Raw genomic sequence first — 13,011 nt, 5'->3', positions numbered from 1 at the left:
CTGGCGGAAAACGGGCGTAAGAACCAACCGGTCAGAAAATAACCGACCGGGCCGGTCCGGGCAACCGGATTCAGTATTGGCGCAAGATATCCAGCGCAGCGGCGTGCAGATCGGCATTGGCCGCTGCCAGAGCGCGACCGCCGTTGTGGGCGGGACCACCCTGCCAGTCGGTGACGATGCCGCCAGCCGCCTCGATCACGGCTATGGGTGCCTGGATGTCATAGGCTTGCAAACCGGCCTCGATCACCAGATCCACCTGCCCGGCGGCCAGCAAGGCATAGGCGTAGCAATCCATGCCATATCGCGTGAGGCGCGCGTGCCGCGCCACGGCCTCGAACCCGGCGCGTTCTTCCGGGGTGCCGACCTCGGGGAAAGTGGTAAACACGATGGCCTGAGCCAGCGAGGTTGTCGCCCGCGTGTCCAAAGGCCGGGTTCCCGTGGGTCCGCTGACCTGCGCAATATCGACCGAGCCCACGAACCGTTCACCAATATATGGCTGATCAATGACCCCCATGATCGGCCCGTCAGCGCTGCTGAGCGCAATCAGAACACCCCATGTGGGCGTCCCGCTGATGAACCCGCGCGTGCCGTCGATCGGGTCCAAGACCCAGGTTCGGCCGCTGCTGCCCGGCACCTGACCGAATTCTTCCCCCAAAATCCCGTCATCAGGGCGATGTTTGGCCAGAATGTCGCGCATTACACGCTCGGCCTCACGATCGGCGATCGTCACCGGATCGAACCCCTGTGACAGCTTGTTCGAGGTTTCCAGATTTGCTTGGCGGAAAAACGGAAGAATGGCCGCGCGCGCTGCGTCGGCCATTTCTTCTGCTACGTCCAGATCGGTCAGAATAGGCTGTGTCATGCGCTACCCGTGCGGGGCACACGCATCAAAGTCAACCCGCTTAATCAGGCAACGTCGCTGAGAACACGCGCCAGTTCGAACAGTCGACGGCGCTGGTTTTCCGGGATCGCATAGTAGGACCGAACCAGATCCAACGCCTCTTTGTCTCCCATCAGATCAGCAGGCACCGATTTCTTGCTTGAGGTTTCCTTCTCAGCCTCTTCCAAACCTTCGAAGAAAAAGCTGACCGGAACATCCAGCGCTTCGGCGATGTCCCACAAACGCGACGCACTGATGCGGTTCGCACCCGTTTCGTATTTCTGAATCTGCTGGAACTTGATACCAACTTGCTGCGCCAGTTGCTGCTGGGTCATTCCAATCAGCCAGCGGCGATGCCGGACGCGCTTGCCCACATGGACATCGACGTGATGGGTCATTGGTATTCTCCTCTACTACACAACTACCGGGGACGTGCGATATATTTCATCATCGCATAACTAACGAGCAGTTCTTAACCGCTCACTAAGTTGGAACATGCCCCCAAATCAGCACCATAGCGCACTATTGCCCTATTTGCGTTTTTTTTCAAGAAGGTTGAGTAAGATTTCAAGGGTAAGGATTTGTGGTTGTGCGATGCGCACACATAATACCTCTATGTTTATTGCATTATGTATATATTAGCGTTCGTGCCAGTTTTTTGCGCGCAAGGTCACTGATTGACAATTCAACCAGAAAACGAATCTACTCCGCCCAAAATCACGGAGCACCTTTATGCTGGCCTACAGAATCTCATCGAAAGGCGCGGACGCTCAGCTGTGCGATATCGCGCTCCCTGACCCCGGTCCGGGGCAGATTCGCGTCGCCATCAAGGCCTGCGGTCTGAACTTCGCGGATCTGCTGATGCAGAAGGGCACCTATCAGGACACCCCCTCAGCCCCCTTCACGCAAGGGATGGAAATTTCTGGTGTTGTCGATCAGCTTGGCCCGGATGTGACAACCTTGTCCGTAGGGGATCGTGTGGCTGTCTATTCAGGTCAGGGCGGTTTGGCGGAATTTGGGGTGTTCGACGCAGATCGTGCGATCCCCCTACCCGCTTCGACGAGCTTTGAGGACGCCGCCGCCATCCAAATTGCATATGGAACCAGTCACATTGCGCTGGATCACCGCGCCCGATTGCAGCCGGGTGAAACCTTGCTGGTCACAGGGGCTGCTGGTGGCGTCGGATTGACGGCTGTCGAAATCGGCAAGTTGATGGGGGCCACGGTGATTGCGCAGGCGCGCGGGGCGGAAAAGCTGGAGGTCGCGCGCACCGCAGGAGCCGATCACCTGATTGACGCCTCCGAAGATCTTCGGTCGCGCGTGAAGGAATTGGGTGGCGCCGATGTGGTCTATGACGCCATCGGCGGCGACGTGTTCCAGGCCGCCTTTCGTGCCACTAATCCCGAGGGCCGTCTGCTGCCCATCGGGTTCGCGGGCGGCGACGTGCCACAAATCCCCGCCAATCACCTTCTGGTCAAGAACTTGACTGTCATCGGCTTTTACATCGGCGGCTATCTGAGATTCCGCCCTCAGATCGTGCAGGACAGCTTCGCCACCCTATTTCGCTGGCATTCGGAGGGGAAAATCAAACCCCATATCAGCCATACCCTGCCCCTGACCGAGGCCGCGCAAGGCCTGCAACTGCTGAGGGACCGTGCGGCCACAGGCAAGGTCGTCATCACACCCTAGCCCGCGACAGCCTTCAACGGTGTCCCCGCCATGATGCGGAAATTCTGTCGTACCAGCGCCGCCAGGGCTTCGATGATTTCCCCGCGACCCGAGTCGCCGCCGTAAAGGTTGATCATTTGAACCGGTAGATCGGGAAGAGCGCCGCCCGATTCGATCAGCTCAAGATGGGCGGCCTCAGTGCCTTCCAGCATGGCCGAGACAGCCAGATCGGCGCTGACCGTGGCCTCGATGGTGCGGTCATCTTCGGAATCAACGGCCAGTTCCCAGGGAATATCGGCTCCGTCCAGTGCGCTGATGACCTTGGGCCGAAACAGACAGCGTCGCCCCTCAGCCAAGGGGATCGGTCGCTTGCGCCATGCCGACCCACCCGGCGCGCCAACCCAGCGCAGAGGCAATTCGGCAATCGTTTCTGCCCCTTCCGCGGCGTTTGATTCCGTCGTCAGGATCAGATCGCATTCGCCTTTCCTATACATCTCTTTCAACTGCATCGAAAAAGACGAGAACAACTGTACCTTCACGCGTGGGAAATCAGCGTTGAATCGCTTCAGAACCCTTGGAATCGCGGGGTAAACGATGTCGTGCGGCACACCCAGAACGACCTCGCCCTCGAACGCCTGATCGGTGAGCTTCGAGATCACCTCGTCATTCAACGCAATCATGCGGCGTGCATAAGCCAGCAGTTGCTCCCCCGATGCCGTCAGCGCAATTGTGCGTCCGCTGCGGTCCAGCAACTCAAGCCCCAGCAGTTCCTCCAGCCGTTTCAACTGCATCGAAACCGCAGATTGCGTCAGGTGCAAAAAACCGGCTGCCCGCGTTACGCCGCCTTGATCGGCAACCGCCACGAATGAGCGCAGAGTGGTGATGTCCAGATTTCTCATCTTCACGATCCCTTATGCATTCCGTCAAAAATATTCATTTTTAAAATGTGTCATATCGGGACATATAGATCAAGGAAGTTGATGGAAATTCTAAAAACCATCGGAAACGAAAGAAAGGACAATACCTATGACCCAGATTGCGCTGACATCCCGCTGCAAACCGCATCGCCGGTATTCCGTTTTGACTCTGTTGGACGCCTTGTCCCTGCATCGCCAGCGCCACAAGCTGGCCCGATTGGACGACCGCGCATTGAAAGACATCGGTATCACCCGCGAACAAGCCGAAGCCGAGGCTGCTCGCCCCATTTGGGATGCGCCGGATTTCTGGCAAAAGTGATTTCTGAATGTATCTTTTTCTCATCAATGGCGACCCGCGTCAGCAGGTCGCCATTTTTGTTGCGTGTTTTAGCCAGTTTCCAGCGTTAAACTCTTGAAACACAGCCCCCACTTGCCGATATTTGCGGGGAAGGCGTCTCGCTTGCAGACGCACCAAAGAATTAACGAAGGGAGACCCTTTTATGGCACAATTTGACACGATCCGGACGGCGGCCGGCGCGCGCGCTGCCCAGATTGACGAGGGCCTGCGCGCCCATATGAACAAAGTCTACGGCACCATGTCCGTGGGCATGCTGATTACTTTTGCTGCTGCATGGGCGATTGCCGGCATGGCTGTATCCAGCGTTCCGACCGAATACCAGATCAGCGCGAACACGTATCTGACCCAATTCGGCGCGACCTTGTTCACATCGCCCCTGAAATGGGTGATCATGTTTGCCCCGCTGGCTTTTGTGTTCGGCTTTGGCGCAGCAATCAACCGTCTGTCGGCAGCAGCGGCTCAGCTGGTGTTCTACACCTTCGCCGCAGTGATGGGTATTTCGATCAGCTGGATTTTCCTGGTCTTCACCGGTCAGTCGATCATCCAAGTCTTCCTAATCACCTCGATCGCCTTTGCCGGCCTGTCGCTGTATGGCTATACGACCAAAAAAGACCTGTCGGCCATGGGCACATTCCTGATCATGGGCGTGATCGGCCTGATCGTTGCGTCCGTTGTGAACATCTTCATCGCCTCGTCGGCCATCGCGTTTGCAGTTTCCGTTCTGGGTGTCCTGATCTTCGCAGGCCTGACCGCGTATGACACGCAAAACATCAAGACAACCTACCTGCAAATGGCCCATTCGGGCGATCAGGAATGGTTGGGCAAGGCCGCAATCATGGGCGCGCTGAGCCTGTATCTGGACTTCATCAATATGTTCATGTTCCTGCTGCAACTGTTCGGCAACCGCGAATAAGCAACCGATACACATCAAACAAAGGGCGGGTTATTGACCCGCCCTTTTTCATTTGCGCCTGAAGATCCAAGGCCTATCGGGCAAAAGAAAAAGCCCCCACCCAGATGGGCGAGGGCTTTGGAGTTCTCTCAGACCGGGATCAGCTACAGTTCAACGCAACCGCGAAGCCCGAGCTGCGCGAGGACGAACCTTTGCGGAATACGTCTCCGGCGGGTAGGCATCCGGTGAACTGTTCGGCGTTCCGCCCAAAGGCGGCACCGATTTCGTTGTCCACGCGAGTGCTGTTGTTAGCTGTACGCAGCACGCCATAGGGCGTGCCATTCACATTGACCGTGCTTAGGAACAAGTTGGTACCCGAGCCATTCAGAACAACCGCGTTGCTATCTCCGCGCCCGCCATTGTCGATTGCGACGCGCGCGACTTTCTGGGCTTCGGTCTCGCCTGTCGACACCGAGACCGGCGTCAATTCCGCCAGATCAGCTGGGATGTTCCGCGACTCGGGAACAAATGCGACAGTGCCCGGCACGTCCGAGGATGTCCGGGGCTCTCCGCTAAGGCCAGCAAAGCCGACGCCCTGACGGTTATAGAGATCTTCGCAGCCCGCAAGGGCCAGAACGGTGATTGTGGATAACAAGATTTTTTTCATGACGGCCAACATTTTGGAACGGTTAGCTGAAGCGTATGGGCAAGGTGTCCCAAAAAGCAACCCGCACCTCACTCGAATGCGCAGGTGGCTGATGCGCCGCTGCAACGGACTGGTGCTGACCTCAGCGCAACTGGATGCCGATCGAACATGAAAAAGGGCTGCGCCGTGGCGCAACCCTTTTAAACTGTCCAAGCGGATCGGCAGATTACTTGATCTTGCCTTCCTTGTACTCGACATGCTTCCGAGCGACCGGATCGTATTTACGAATGGTCATTTTCTCGGTCATGGTGCGCGCGTTCTTTTTGGTCACGTAGAAGTGGCCCGTGCCCGCGGTCGAGTTCAGACGGATCTTGATTGTCGTCGGCTTCGCCATGGTTATCTCCTGCGTCCGGAAAGGCAGGGGCCTTTCGGTTGAATTCCTATGAGCGTGCGCTTTTACCCGGTCGCGCAGCCGAGTCAACCGGAATCGGGCTGATTTGCGCAGTTTTCCAATCGAGTTTCCGACAACAAGCCTGCCCTCGTTTGGCGAGATCACGGTTCCGTGATAGTGTGCATCCAGTTTGTCAAACCAAGACGTCGGAAATCGACGCGACAGTTGAGGCACAGATCTGACGGCAACCCCTGACCGAGTAGTTCTTTTTTTGTGCAAATTTACTTGGGGGCAATCATGACAGAATGGACAATTCAGGCTGAAGAGCTGGCCAATTGCAACTGCAATTTCGGCTGCCCGTGCCAGTTCAGCGTTCTTCCCACCCATGGCAACTGTGAAGCTGTTGTCGTCTATGACATTGAGTCCGGCCATTACGGCGACACTGACCTTGCCGGGGTCCGCGCCGCTGGCGTGTACTACTGGCCCGGCCCGATTCACGAAGGCAACGGTCAGATGCAGTTGATCATCGACGAAAGCGCCAGCGACGCGCAACGTGCGGCTTTACAAGCCATCATGACCGGTCAAGACACGGACGAAATGGCGACCTTCTGGTATGTTTACAGCGCCATGGCACCGACCAAACATGAGACGCTGTATCTGCCCATCGAACTGGACTGGTCGCGTGAGGACCGCACAGGCTATGCTAAGGTGAAAGGTATTTTCGACCTGAATGTCAGGCCGATCCCCCATATCGTTTCAGGTCAACCGCACCGTGCGGCGATCCAGCTGCCCAACGGGTTCGAATACCGACACGCAGAATCAGCCTCGGGCACGACCACCACCCATGGGGGTGAGATCAGCCTGAGCTTTGATGCGACCCATGCCCATCTGGCGCATCTGAATATCTCGGGCCATGGCGTTCTGGGCGCTTAGATGAAACCCAATCCATCTGCACCCACGCCTGGGGTGGTCGAGCAAGTGCTGCGTCGTGACGGCAGTATCGTGCTGTTCTGCGTTCTGATGATCGTGCTGTTTGCCTGTTGGTATACGGTTGCGGGCATCGGCATGAACATGACAGCGGTTGATATGACCGCGATGGCCGGACCGATCGGCACTCCGATGCAAATGGGCGGCGAGGTTCATTGGTCCCTAAGCTATGGCATTCTGATCTTCCTGATGTGGTGGGTCATGATGGTTGCCATGATGACACCCAGCGCGGCACCAACGGTGCTGCTGTATACGGCGATCAAACGAATGGGATCTGAGCAGGCGCGCTCAACCCGGCTGAGCCTTTTGTTTCTAAGTGGGTATCTCGTCGCATGGGCCGCCTTCAGTATGCTCGCAACCGGCAGCCAATGGGGGTTGGAGCAGATCGACCTGTCGGACGGGCCGATGATGACGATCCGGTCCGAGGTCTTTGCAGGTACTGTTTTGCTGGCCGCTGGTCTCTATCAGCTTTCCAGCCTCAAGACGGCCTGTCTGCGCCATTGCCGCAGTCCGGCGCGGTTTCTGGCCGACCACAACCGCCCAGGCCTCTATGGCGCGTTTCGGGTCGGCGTGTTGCATGGGCTTTACTGTCTGGGGTGTTGCTGGGCGTTGATGCTGCTGCTGTTCGTTGGCGGCGTGATGAACCTCTATTGGATCGCCGGTATCGCGCTTTATGTCGGGTTGGAGAAACTACTTCCCCAGGCGCGGTGGTTGGTCCCGGCAACCGGGGTTGCGCTGATCGTCGCCGGTATCTGGGTGATCGGGCGTGGGGTCTTGCCGCTTGCTTAGAGCGGAATATGCGCGGAGGGCCTGTAAGCCGGATCTTGTTCCGGGGTTGCCCCCTTCGATGACCATTCCTCTGGGCCGTGCATTGCTGCGCGGCTCAAGCTGCCAACCCGGTCCCTCTGGGCCAAGACAGGCTTAGCGGCGGTATCGGCGGACGCCGACCGGCCCGCGCGGGGACCCTATTTGGCATTGCTCCCGGTGGGGCTTGCCGTGCCGCCCCTGTTGCCAGCGGCGCGGTGGGCTCTTACCCCACCGTTTCACCCTTACCACACGCGTGTGGCGGTCTGATTTCTGTGGCGCTTTCCGTCGGGTTGCCCCGCCCGGGCGTTACCCGGCACCGCTGTCTTGTGGAGTCCGGACTTTCCTCTCGGGCCCTTGGGCCCCAGCGGCCATCCGGCCCTCCGCGCATGGGATGGGTTAGGCGTTGGGCCCAGCGGCGTCAAGAGTTGATCGGTAGGTAGAAGGGGCCAGCCCCTTCTTGGCCTGCGGCCAATTCAACCCCGGGATATTTTTGGCCAGATGAAGGGCGGATCATGCGCTAGCGGCAGGCGGCATCAACGGAATGAAGTCTTCGGAGGTCAGGGGTCCGGTCGCCCAGGGGCGGTATCTGAGGCGGATTGTTGACAGGATAGTTTTGTCATCCGCGTCTGCGGTGTATCCGGCCGCTTGCGCGCAGGCGCGAAAGGACGCCGGCGAGGTGTCTTGCGGGGGTGCGCTGTTGCCGCGGCTGGCGGCAAGCGCTTGGCGTTCCAACCTTAGCCAGTCGAACCGGGGGCCGGGGTCGATTTTGCGGCCCGGAGCCATGTCGGAATGACCAATAATGCCGGTTTCGGGGATATTCCAGCGGGTCATGATGGCAGGTAACAGGGCCTCAAGCGAGGTCATCAGCGGATCGGAAAAAGGGTGATCGCCGCGATTGTCCAATTCGATCCCAATGGAGCGCGAGTTTATGTCGCTTTGCCCCATCCACTCCCCCGCGCCCGCATGCCACGCACGGTCTGTTTCCTGCACCATGTGCCAGAGCGTTCCGTCTGCGCCGATCAGGTAGTGGGCCGAGACCTCGTATTGCGGATCGCACAGGCGGGTCAGCGCGGCTTGCGCGCTGCTCATCGCTGTATAGTGCAGGACGATCAGGCTGGGTTTCAGGCTATCCCGTCGCGGACCAAAGTTGGGCGACGGATGCCAGATCGGGCTCAGCTCAGTTTGCGACGGCACTGCGGAACGGGCTTGGGTCCCAGCTGCATGCATAGCCATCCCCATCCGGGTCCAGACCCTTGCGGTCGCGTTGCGGGCCGCCGTTGGCCAAGAACTCGATCTGCGCTTGATCCGCCGAGGGGAACTTGGCGCAGTTGCGCTGCGCTTTGGCTTGCAGGTTGAACCCCGCCCGGCTGTAGAGCTGTGTTCCGACCGGGTTGGATGTATTCAGCGCATATTGGACGATATTAGGCTGTCCGTCGGTGCCACGCTGCGGGACCGCGGTGGGGGCGACCACTTCGTAGGTCTGGCGGTTTTGCTCGATCCGGGCCGCGTCCGATTCGATCGTGCGTCGGTCGGATACAGCGGCGAAATCCTGTTCGTCAGAGATGGTGTTATTGCTTGGGATCGCGGTTTGAACCGGGGCCGTCGTGGCCGGATCAAAGCCGCCCACTGGCTGCGCATTGGACGTACTGGCCAAGGCTGCCGCCGTGGCCGAGGCCAAGTCGGCATTTTCACCTATCGGGGGCAGCGCGGAGCCCGGTGCTCCCAGAGCCTGTTCAGACACATCTACGGGACCGGTCAGCGGGTTGCCCGTATATCCCTGCCCCGTCAGCGCGGCCTCGCGCTGTGCTTGATAGGAGGGTGTGTTGAACCCGGCGCCCTGAATGGGGGCCACCGTATTGCAGGCGGTTACAAGCCCGAGTGCGGGGATCAGAAGCGTGATGCGCATCCTGCTGCTCCGTGTTGCGATGTCTTGCCTTGGCCCAGACCTACCACCATTTGCCCGGCTTGGCCACAAAGCCTGCCGCGTTTTCCAGCGCGTAGGCCGTATTAAGCAGATCACCCTCTTCCCAAGGGCGACCGATCAGTTGCAGACCCAGCGGCAACCCTTGCGCATCCAGTCCGGCGGGGACTGAAACACCCGGAAGACCGGCGAGATTCACGGTGACGGTGAAGACGTCGTTCAGATACATCTGGACCGGATCGGCCTCGGTCATCTCGCCAAGACCAAACGAGGCCGAAGGGGTGGCTGGGGTCAAGATCGCATCGACACCTGCGGCGAAGACGTCTTCAAAGTCTTTCTTGATCAGGGTGCGAACACGACGTGCGCGGTTGTAATAGGCGTCGTAGAAACCAGCCGACAGCACATAAGTGCCGATCATCACGCGGCGCTGTACTTCGTGGCCAAAACCCTCGGCGCGGGTTTTCTCGTACATCTCGGTGATGCCATCGCCTTGCGCCAGATGCGCGCGGCGGCCATAGCGGACACCGTCATAACGGGCGAGGTTCGAGGACGCCTCGGCCGGAGCAATCACGTAATAGGCTGGCAGCGCGTATTTCGTGTGCGGCAGCGAGATGTCAGCGATCTCGGCCCCCGCGGCCTTGAGCATCTCGGCGCCATCGGCCCAAAGCTTTTCGATCTCGGCGGGCATTCCGTCCATGCGGTATTCTTTCGGAATACCGATCTTTTTACCTTTGATATCGCCGGTCAGCATCGCTTCGAAGTTGGGTACGGCCAGCTCGGCGCTGGTTGAATCCTTGGGGTCATGGCCACACATGGTTTCCAGCATGATCGCCGCATCGCGCACGTTCTTGGTCATCGGACCGGCCTGATCCAGCGAGGAGGCAAAGGCCACGATGCCCCAGCGCGAGCAGCGGCCATATGTGGGTTTGATGCCGGTGATGCCAACAAAAGCGGCAGGCTGACGGATCGAGCCGCCGGTATCGGTGCCGGTTGCCGCCAGACAAAGGTCGGCAGCCACAGCAGACGCCGAACCTCCCGACGAGCCGCCAGGTGTCAGTTGCGCGTCGTCATTGCCGCGCCGCCACGGGCTGACCGCGTTTCCGTAGACCGAGGTTTCGTTGGACGAGCCCATGGCGAATTCGTCCATGTTCAGCTTGCCCAGCATCACGGCACCGGCATCGGCCAGTTGCTGAGACACAGTGGATTCGTATTCCGGCTTGAAGCCTTCCAGAATCTTCGAGGCCGCCTGCGAGGGCACGCCCTTGGTGCAGAACAGATCCTTGATGCCGATCGGCAGACCACACATGGAAGGCGCGTCGCCTTCCTTGATGCGTGCGTCCGCGGCCTTGGCGCGCTCCAGCGCGATCTCGGGCGTTTTGTGGACAAAAGCGTTCAGCGCGTCGGCGTCATCAATCGCTTTCAGGCAGGATTCGGTCAGCTCGACCGAGGTTACGTCACCCTTGCGCAGCGCGTCGCGGGCCTCGGCCAGGCCCAGTTTGTTCAGATCGCTCATGTCTTACTCCACCACTTTGGGGACTGCGAAAAAGCCCTCGCGCGCGTCGGGGGCATTGGCCAGAACCTTGTCCTGCTGGTTTCCGTCGGTGACCACATCTTCGCGCCGTTTCAGGCGCATCGGCTCGACCGAGACCATGGGCTCGACGCCTTCGACATCCACTTCGTTCAACTGTTCGATGAACCCAAGGATGGTGTTGAACTCGGACGCCAGCGCGGGCAGCGCGTCATCCTCGACCTTGATCCGGGCCAGTTTGGCCACCTTGGCGGCGGTGCTTTGGTCAATCGACATCGGAAAACCTCTTGTGCGTTAGGGGGCATTTACCCGTCTGATGCCCCGGTCGCAAGAGCGGCAGAGGCCTGTTTTCCCCTGTCCCGGTCCAGACGGCGCCCTTGCGCCATCAATTCCGCATAGCTGTCATGCATAAAAGTAAACCAATTAGTTCATTTTTACTCTTGAAAAACTAAACTGTACTGTTCATTTCATTTACACGGAAACGCAATATCGGAGAAAGACGATGAAAACGTTCATGACCGCCCTTGTACTGGCCTCGACCGTTCTGGCCGCCCAAGCACAGGCATTCGGGCCGACCATGGACAGCCTGACTCGCGACCTGAACTTCCCCGAAACGGTCGCAGAGCCTGTCTCGCAAGACAAAACGAAGGTTGGTAAGTGATATGACCCCTTCGTCCGGGTCGGGAACTCCTCCTCCCGACCCGGGTTTTTACAATCATGTGCTGCGCTTAGCGTGATGACGCGTTACGATGCTCGAAAGATGTCTCATCCGACGGAGCCCCCGATGACCACCCGCAAGCAAGCCGTTCTGGACGCAATCGACGCGGCCAATACCCAAGACCCCACCCTTGAAGACGGTCAGCCGGCCGCATTGCTTTATGGCCAGCGGATGAGCGCCGAGCTGGACCGGCTGTTCCCTGACGCATCAGACCCGTTGCAGATCGCCGCGCGTGGACAGCATGTCGAGCGGTGGAAACTGGCGCGCAGTGAATACCCTGAAGGGCGCACGGGTTATCTGACCTGGCGCAAGGCACAAGCCGAACATCATGCCGAGGTGGTGGCCGGTCTCATGGAGCTTAGCGAATATGGTGCAGACGACATCGACGCGGCCCGGCGGATGCTGCGCAAACAAGGCATCAAGCGCGATGCCGAGGTTCAAGCGCTGGAAGATGTGATCTGTTTCGTCTTCCTAAAGTGGTACTTCGCGCCTTTTGCCGAAAAACACTCTGCCGAGAAAATCCAGAGCATAGTCGAAAAGACTGCCCGCAAGATGTCGGCTGAGGGTCGCGCGCGGGTATTGGGCGAATTCGACCTGCCCGCTGACCTTGCCGACGCCTTTCGGGGTTAAGCCGTGCGGGTCATGTGCCTGCTGTAGACCTCGATCATCCAGCCCAGCATGGTGGCGTTCAGGATATGCCACATGAAATGCGTGCCCAACGGCAGGTGGCCGCAAATCGGTTCATCCAGCGCGCGGAACGTGATCGAGGCGATCAGGATCACCGCCCCAATCGCTAACCCTTGGGCCGCACCCGGTGCGCGATCGCGCAGCAGATAAGCATAGATCAGAATCAGTAAAGGTACCGGTGCGTAGGCCGATGACGCGCCCAGTCCCGGCACCAGTTGAAACAGTGGCACCGTCGCGGCAGCGTAGGGAATAAAGAGCGCGGTTACGGCTCCGGCATAAGCAGGTCGCATCTGCCAGACATCACGGTTGATGGCAAAGATATAGACCAGGATATACAGCACGATCGGCAGCACGTCCGCCATGGCGGCCCAGACCTGCGCATGAGTGTGAAACAGATAGCTACCCACGCCGATCGCCGCCAAAATCGCCACCAGCACCATTGCCAGCGCCATCCCCTGCCCACGCACCCGACGCCACATGATGAAAGCGGCAATCAGAAAGGCTGCGTTGGTCACGGCGTTTATGGGCTCGGCCCAATAGGCGGGCGACAAGCGCTCGCAATAGCTGTCAATTTCCTGAAACCAGTCCATAGAATTTTACATAGCCGATGC

Annotated in this window: 17 protein-coding genes and 1 other RNA gene; 7 read left to right on the top strand and 11 right to left on the bottom strand. The window is 59.0% G+C overall.

Features of this window, described 5'->3' with window-relative positions:
- Nucleotides 1-70 precede the first annotated feature (70 nt).
- Nucleotides 71-862 carry a histidinol-phosphatase gene (gene hisN, locus ACR3E7_RS01740; protein ID WP_170788252.1) on the bottom strand — a complete coding sequence of 264 codons (792 nt, stop codon included), beginning with the start codon at nt 860-862 and terminating at the stop codon, nt 71-73.
- A 44-nt stretch (nt 863-906) separates the two neighbouring features.
- A complete protein-coding gene (locus ACR3E7_RS01735; RefSeq protein ID WP_170769125.1) occupies nt 907-1,278 on the bottom strand; it encodes a helix-turn-helix domain-containing protein in 372 nt (123 codons plus the stop codon).
- A gap of 334 nt (nt 1,279-1,612) precedes the next feature.
- On the opposite strand from ACR3E7_RS01735, the gene ACR3E7_RS01730 reads away from it, so the two are divergent.
- Nucleotides 1,613-2,569 (top strand): NADPH:quinone oxidoreductase family protein, encoded by a 957-nt coding sequence (locus ACR3E7_RS01730; protein ID WP_170783976.1) that lies wholly within the window; start codon nt 1,613-1,615, stop codon nt 2,567-2,569.
- On the opposite strand, the gene ACR3E7_RS01725 is transcribed toward ACR3E7_RS01730, so the two are convergent.
- Nucleotides 2,566-3,447: a LysR family transcriptional regulator gene (locus ACR3E7_RS01725; protein WP_170769123.1), complete on the bottom strand. Its 882-nt coding sequence runs from the start codon at nt 3,445-3,447 to the stop codon at nt 2,566-2,568. The genes ACR3E7_RS01730 and ACR3E7_RS01725 overlap by 4 nt on opposite strands.
- Before the next feature lie 127 nt (nt 3,448-3,574).
- Here ACR3E7_RS01725 and ACR3E7_RS01720 point away from each other — a divergent pair, with 127 nt between their 5' ends.
- Both ACR3E7_RS01720 and ACR3E7_RS01715 read left to right on the top strand, forming a co-directional pair.
- Entirely contained in the window at nt 3,575-3,784 is a 210-nt protein-coding gene (locus ACR3E7_RS01720) for a DUF1127 domain-containing protein (RefSeq protein ID WP_480503228.1), read from the top strand.
- Between the two features lie 181 nt (nt 3,785-3,965).
- A complete protein-coding gene (locus ACR3E7_RS01715) occupies nt 3,966-4,736 on the top strand; it encodes a Bax inhibitor-1/YccA family protein (protein WP_170769121.1) in 771 nt (256 codons plus the stop codon).
- A 139-nt stretch (nt 4,737-4,875) separates the two neighbouring features.
- Here the strand turns inward: ACR3E7_RS01715 and ACR3E7_RS01710 are convergent, their stop codons facing one another.
- Both ACR3E7_RS01710 and rpmG read right to left on the bottom strand, forming a co-directional pair.
- Complete coding sequence (locus ACR3E7_RS01710) at nt 4,876-5,382, bottom strand: hypothetical protein (protein ID WP_170769120.1); 507 nt, start codon at nt 5,380-5,382, stop codon at nt 4,876-4,878.
- 205 nt (nt 5,383-5,587) lie between these two features.
- Nucleotides 5,588-5,755 carry a 50S ribosomal protein L33 gene (gene rpmG, locus ACR3E7_RS01705; protein ID WP_010441901.1) on the bottom strand — a complete coding sequence of 56 codons (168 nt, stop codon included), beginning with the start codon at nt 5,753-5,755 and terminating at the stop codon, nt 5,588-5,590.
- 294 nt (nt 5,756-6,049) lie between these two features.
- Between rpmG and ACR3E7_RS01700 the strand changes: the two genes are divergently transcribed.
- A complete protein-coding gene (locus ACR3E7_RS01700; protein WP_170769119.1) occupies nt 6,050-6,685 on the top strand; it encodes a DUF1326 domain-containing protein in 636 nt (211 codons plus the stop codon).
- A complete protein-coding gene (locus tag ACR3E7_RS01695; protein ID WP_480503229.1) occupies nt 6,686-7,528 on the top strand; it encodes a DUF2182 domain-containing protein in 843 nt (280 codons plus the stop codon).
- 8 nt (nt 7,529-7,536) lie between these two features.
- Here the strand turns inward: ACR3E7_RS01695 and rnpB are convergent.
- The 5 genes from rnpB to gatC form a co-directional block, all read right to left on the bottom strand.
- Nucleotides 7,537-7,930, bottom strand: an RNA gene (rnpB, locus tag ACR3E7_RS01690) — RNase P RNA component class A.
- A gap of 126 nt (nt 7,931-8,056) precedes the next feature.
- On the bottom strand, nt 8,057-8,773 hold the full coding sequence (locus ACR3E7_RS01685) for an N-acetylmuramoyl-L-alanine amidase (RefSeq protein ID WP_480503231.1): 717 nt from the start codon (nt 8,771-8,773) through the stop codon (nt 8,057-8,059).
- Nucleotides 8,724-9,452, bottom strand: a complete 729-nt coding sequence (locus ACR3E7_RS01680) for a hypothetical protein (RefSeq protein ID WP_480503232.1) — start codon at nt 9,450-9,452, stop codon at nt 8,724-8,726. The genes ACR3E7_RS01685 and ACR3E7_RS01680 overlap by 50 nt, the downstream gene beginning before the upstream one ends.
- 40 nt (nt 9,453-9,492) lie before the next feature.
- On the bottom strand, nt 9,493-10,980 hold the full coding sequence (gene gatA / locus ACR3E7_RS01675; RefSeq protein ID WP_480503233.1) for an Asp-tRNA(Asn)/Glu-tRNA(Gln) amidotransferase subunit GatA: 1,488 nt from the start codon (nt 10,978-10,980) through the stop codon (nt 9,493-9,495).
- A 3-nt stretch (nt 10,981-10,983) separates the two neighbouring features.
- Nucleotides 10,984-11,271, bottom strand: a complete 288-nt coding sequence (gene gatC / locus ACR3E7_RS01670) for an Asp-tRNA(Asn)/Glu-tRNA(Gln) amidotransferase subunit GatC (protein WP_170325838.1) — start codon at nt 11,269-11,271, stop codon at nt 10,984-10,986.
- A gap of 226 nt (nt 11,272-11,497) precedes the next feature.
- Here gatC and ACR3E7_RS01665 point away from each other — a divergent pair, with 226 nt between their 5' ends.
- Both ACR3E7_RS01665 and ACR3E7_RS01660 read left to right on the top strand, forming a co-directional pair.
- Nucleotides 11,498-11,656: a hypothetical protein gene (locus tag ACR3E7_RS01665; RefSeq protein WP_170769114.1), complete on the top strand. Its 159-nt coding sequence runs from the start codon at nt 11,498-11,500 to the stop codon at nt 11,654-11,656.
- Between the two features lie 123 nt (nt 11,657-11,779).
- Nucleotides 11,780-12,343 carry a DUF4202 domain-containing protein gene (locus tag ACR3E7_RS01660; protein ID WP_170769113.1) on the top strand — a complete coding sequence of 188 codons (564 nt, stop codon included), beginning with the start codon at nt 11,780-11,782 and terminating at the stop codon, nt 12,341-12,343.
- Here ACR3E7_RS01660 and ACR3E7_RS01655 read toward each other — a convergent pair.
- Nucleotides 12,340-12,990: a ceramidase domain-containing protein gene (locus ACR3E7_RS01655; RefSeq protein ID WP_480503234.1), complete on the bottom strand. Its 651-nt coding sequence runs from the start codon at nt 12,988-12,990 to the stop codon at nt 12,340-12,342. The two genes, ACR3E7_RS01660 and ACR3E7_RS01655, sit on opposite strands and share 4 nt — an antisense overlap.
- Between the last annotated feature and the right edge of the window lie 21 nt (nt 12,991-13,011).

Source organism: Ruegeria sp. BK1 (assembly GCF_056535645.1).
The sequence above is the reverse complement of the archived record's forward strand: the minus strand, read 5'-3'. Positions and strand labels throughout refer to the sequence as shown.

Excerpts from the sequence above, each read along its gene's own strand:
- hisN (WP_170788252.1), bottom strand. The coding sequence starts at position 862 with ATGACACAGCCTATTCTGACCGATCTGGACGTAGCAGAAGAAATGGCC.
- ACR3E7_RS01735 (WP_170769125.1), bottom strand. The coding sequence starts at position 1,278 with ATGACCCATCACGTCGATGTCCATGTGGGCAAGCGCGTCCGGCATCGC.
- ACR3E7_RS01730 (WP_170783976.1), top strand. The coding sequence starts at position 1,613 with ATGCTGGCCTACAGAATCTCATCGAAAGGCGCGGACGCTCAGCTGTGC.
- ACR3E7_RS01725 (WP_170769123.1), bottom strand. The coding sequence starts at position 3,447 with ATGAGAAATCTGGACATCACCACTCTGCGCTCATTCGTGGCGGTTGCC.
- ACR3E7_RS01720 (WP_480503228.1), top strand. The coding sequence starts at position 3,575 with ATGACCCAGATTGCGCTGACATCCCGCTGCAAACCGCATCGCCGGTAT.
- ACR3E7_RS01715 (WP_170769121.1), top strand. The coding sequence starts at position 3,966 with ATGGCACAATTTGACACGATCCGGACGGCGGCCGGCGCGCGCGCTGCC.
- ACR3E7_RS01710 (WP_170769120.1), bottom strand. The coding sequence starts at position 5,382 with ATGAAAAAAATCTTGTTATCCACAATCACCGTTCTGGCCCTTGCGGGC.
- rpmG (WP_010441901.1), bottom strand. The coding sequence starts at position 5,755 with ATGGCGAAGCCGACGACAATCAAGATCCGTCTGAACTCGACCGCGGGC.
- ACR3E7_RS01700 (WP_170769119.1), top strand. The coding sequence starts at position 6,050 with ATGACAGAATGGACAATTCAGGCTGAAGAGCTGGCCAATTGCAACTGC.
- ACR3E7_RS01695 (WP_480503229.1), top strand. The coding sequence starts at position 6,686 with ATGAAACCCAATCCATCTGCACCCACGCCTGGGGTGGTCGAGCAAGTG.
- ACR3E7_RS01685 (WP_480503231.1), bottom strand. The coding sequence starts at position 8,773 with ATGCATGCAGCTGGGACCCAAGCCCGTTCCGCAGTGCCGTCGCAAACT.
- ACR3E7_RS01680 (WP_480503232.1), bottom strand. The coding sequence starts at position 9,452 with ATGCGCATCACGCTTCTGATCCCCGCACTCGGGCTTGTAACCGCCTGC.
- gatA (WP_480503233.1), bottom strand. The coding sequence starts at position 10,980 with ATGAGCGATCTGAACAAACTGGGCCTGGCCGAGGCCCGCGACGCGCTG.
- gatC (WP_170325838.1), bottom strand. The coding sequence starts at position 11,271 with ATGTCGATTGACCAAAGCACCGCCGCCAAGGTGGCCAAACTGGCCCGG.
- ACR3E7_RS01665 (WP_170769114.1), top strand. The coding sequence starts at position 11,498 with ATGAAAACGTTCATGACCGCCCTTGTACTGGCCTCGACCGTTCTGGCC.
- ACR3E7_RS01660 (WP_170769113.1), top strand. The coding sequence starts at position 11,780 with ATGACCACCCGCAAGCAAGCCGTTCTGGACGCAATCGACGCGGCCAAT.
- ACR3E7_RS01655 (WP_480503234.1), bottom strand. The coding sequence starts at position 12,990 with ATGGACTGGTTTCAGGAAATTGACAGCTATTGCGAGCGCTTGTCGCCC.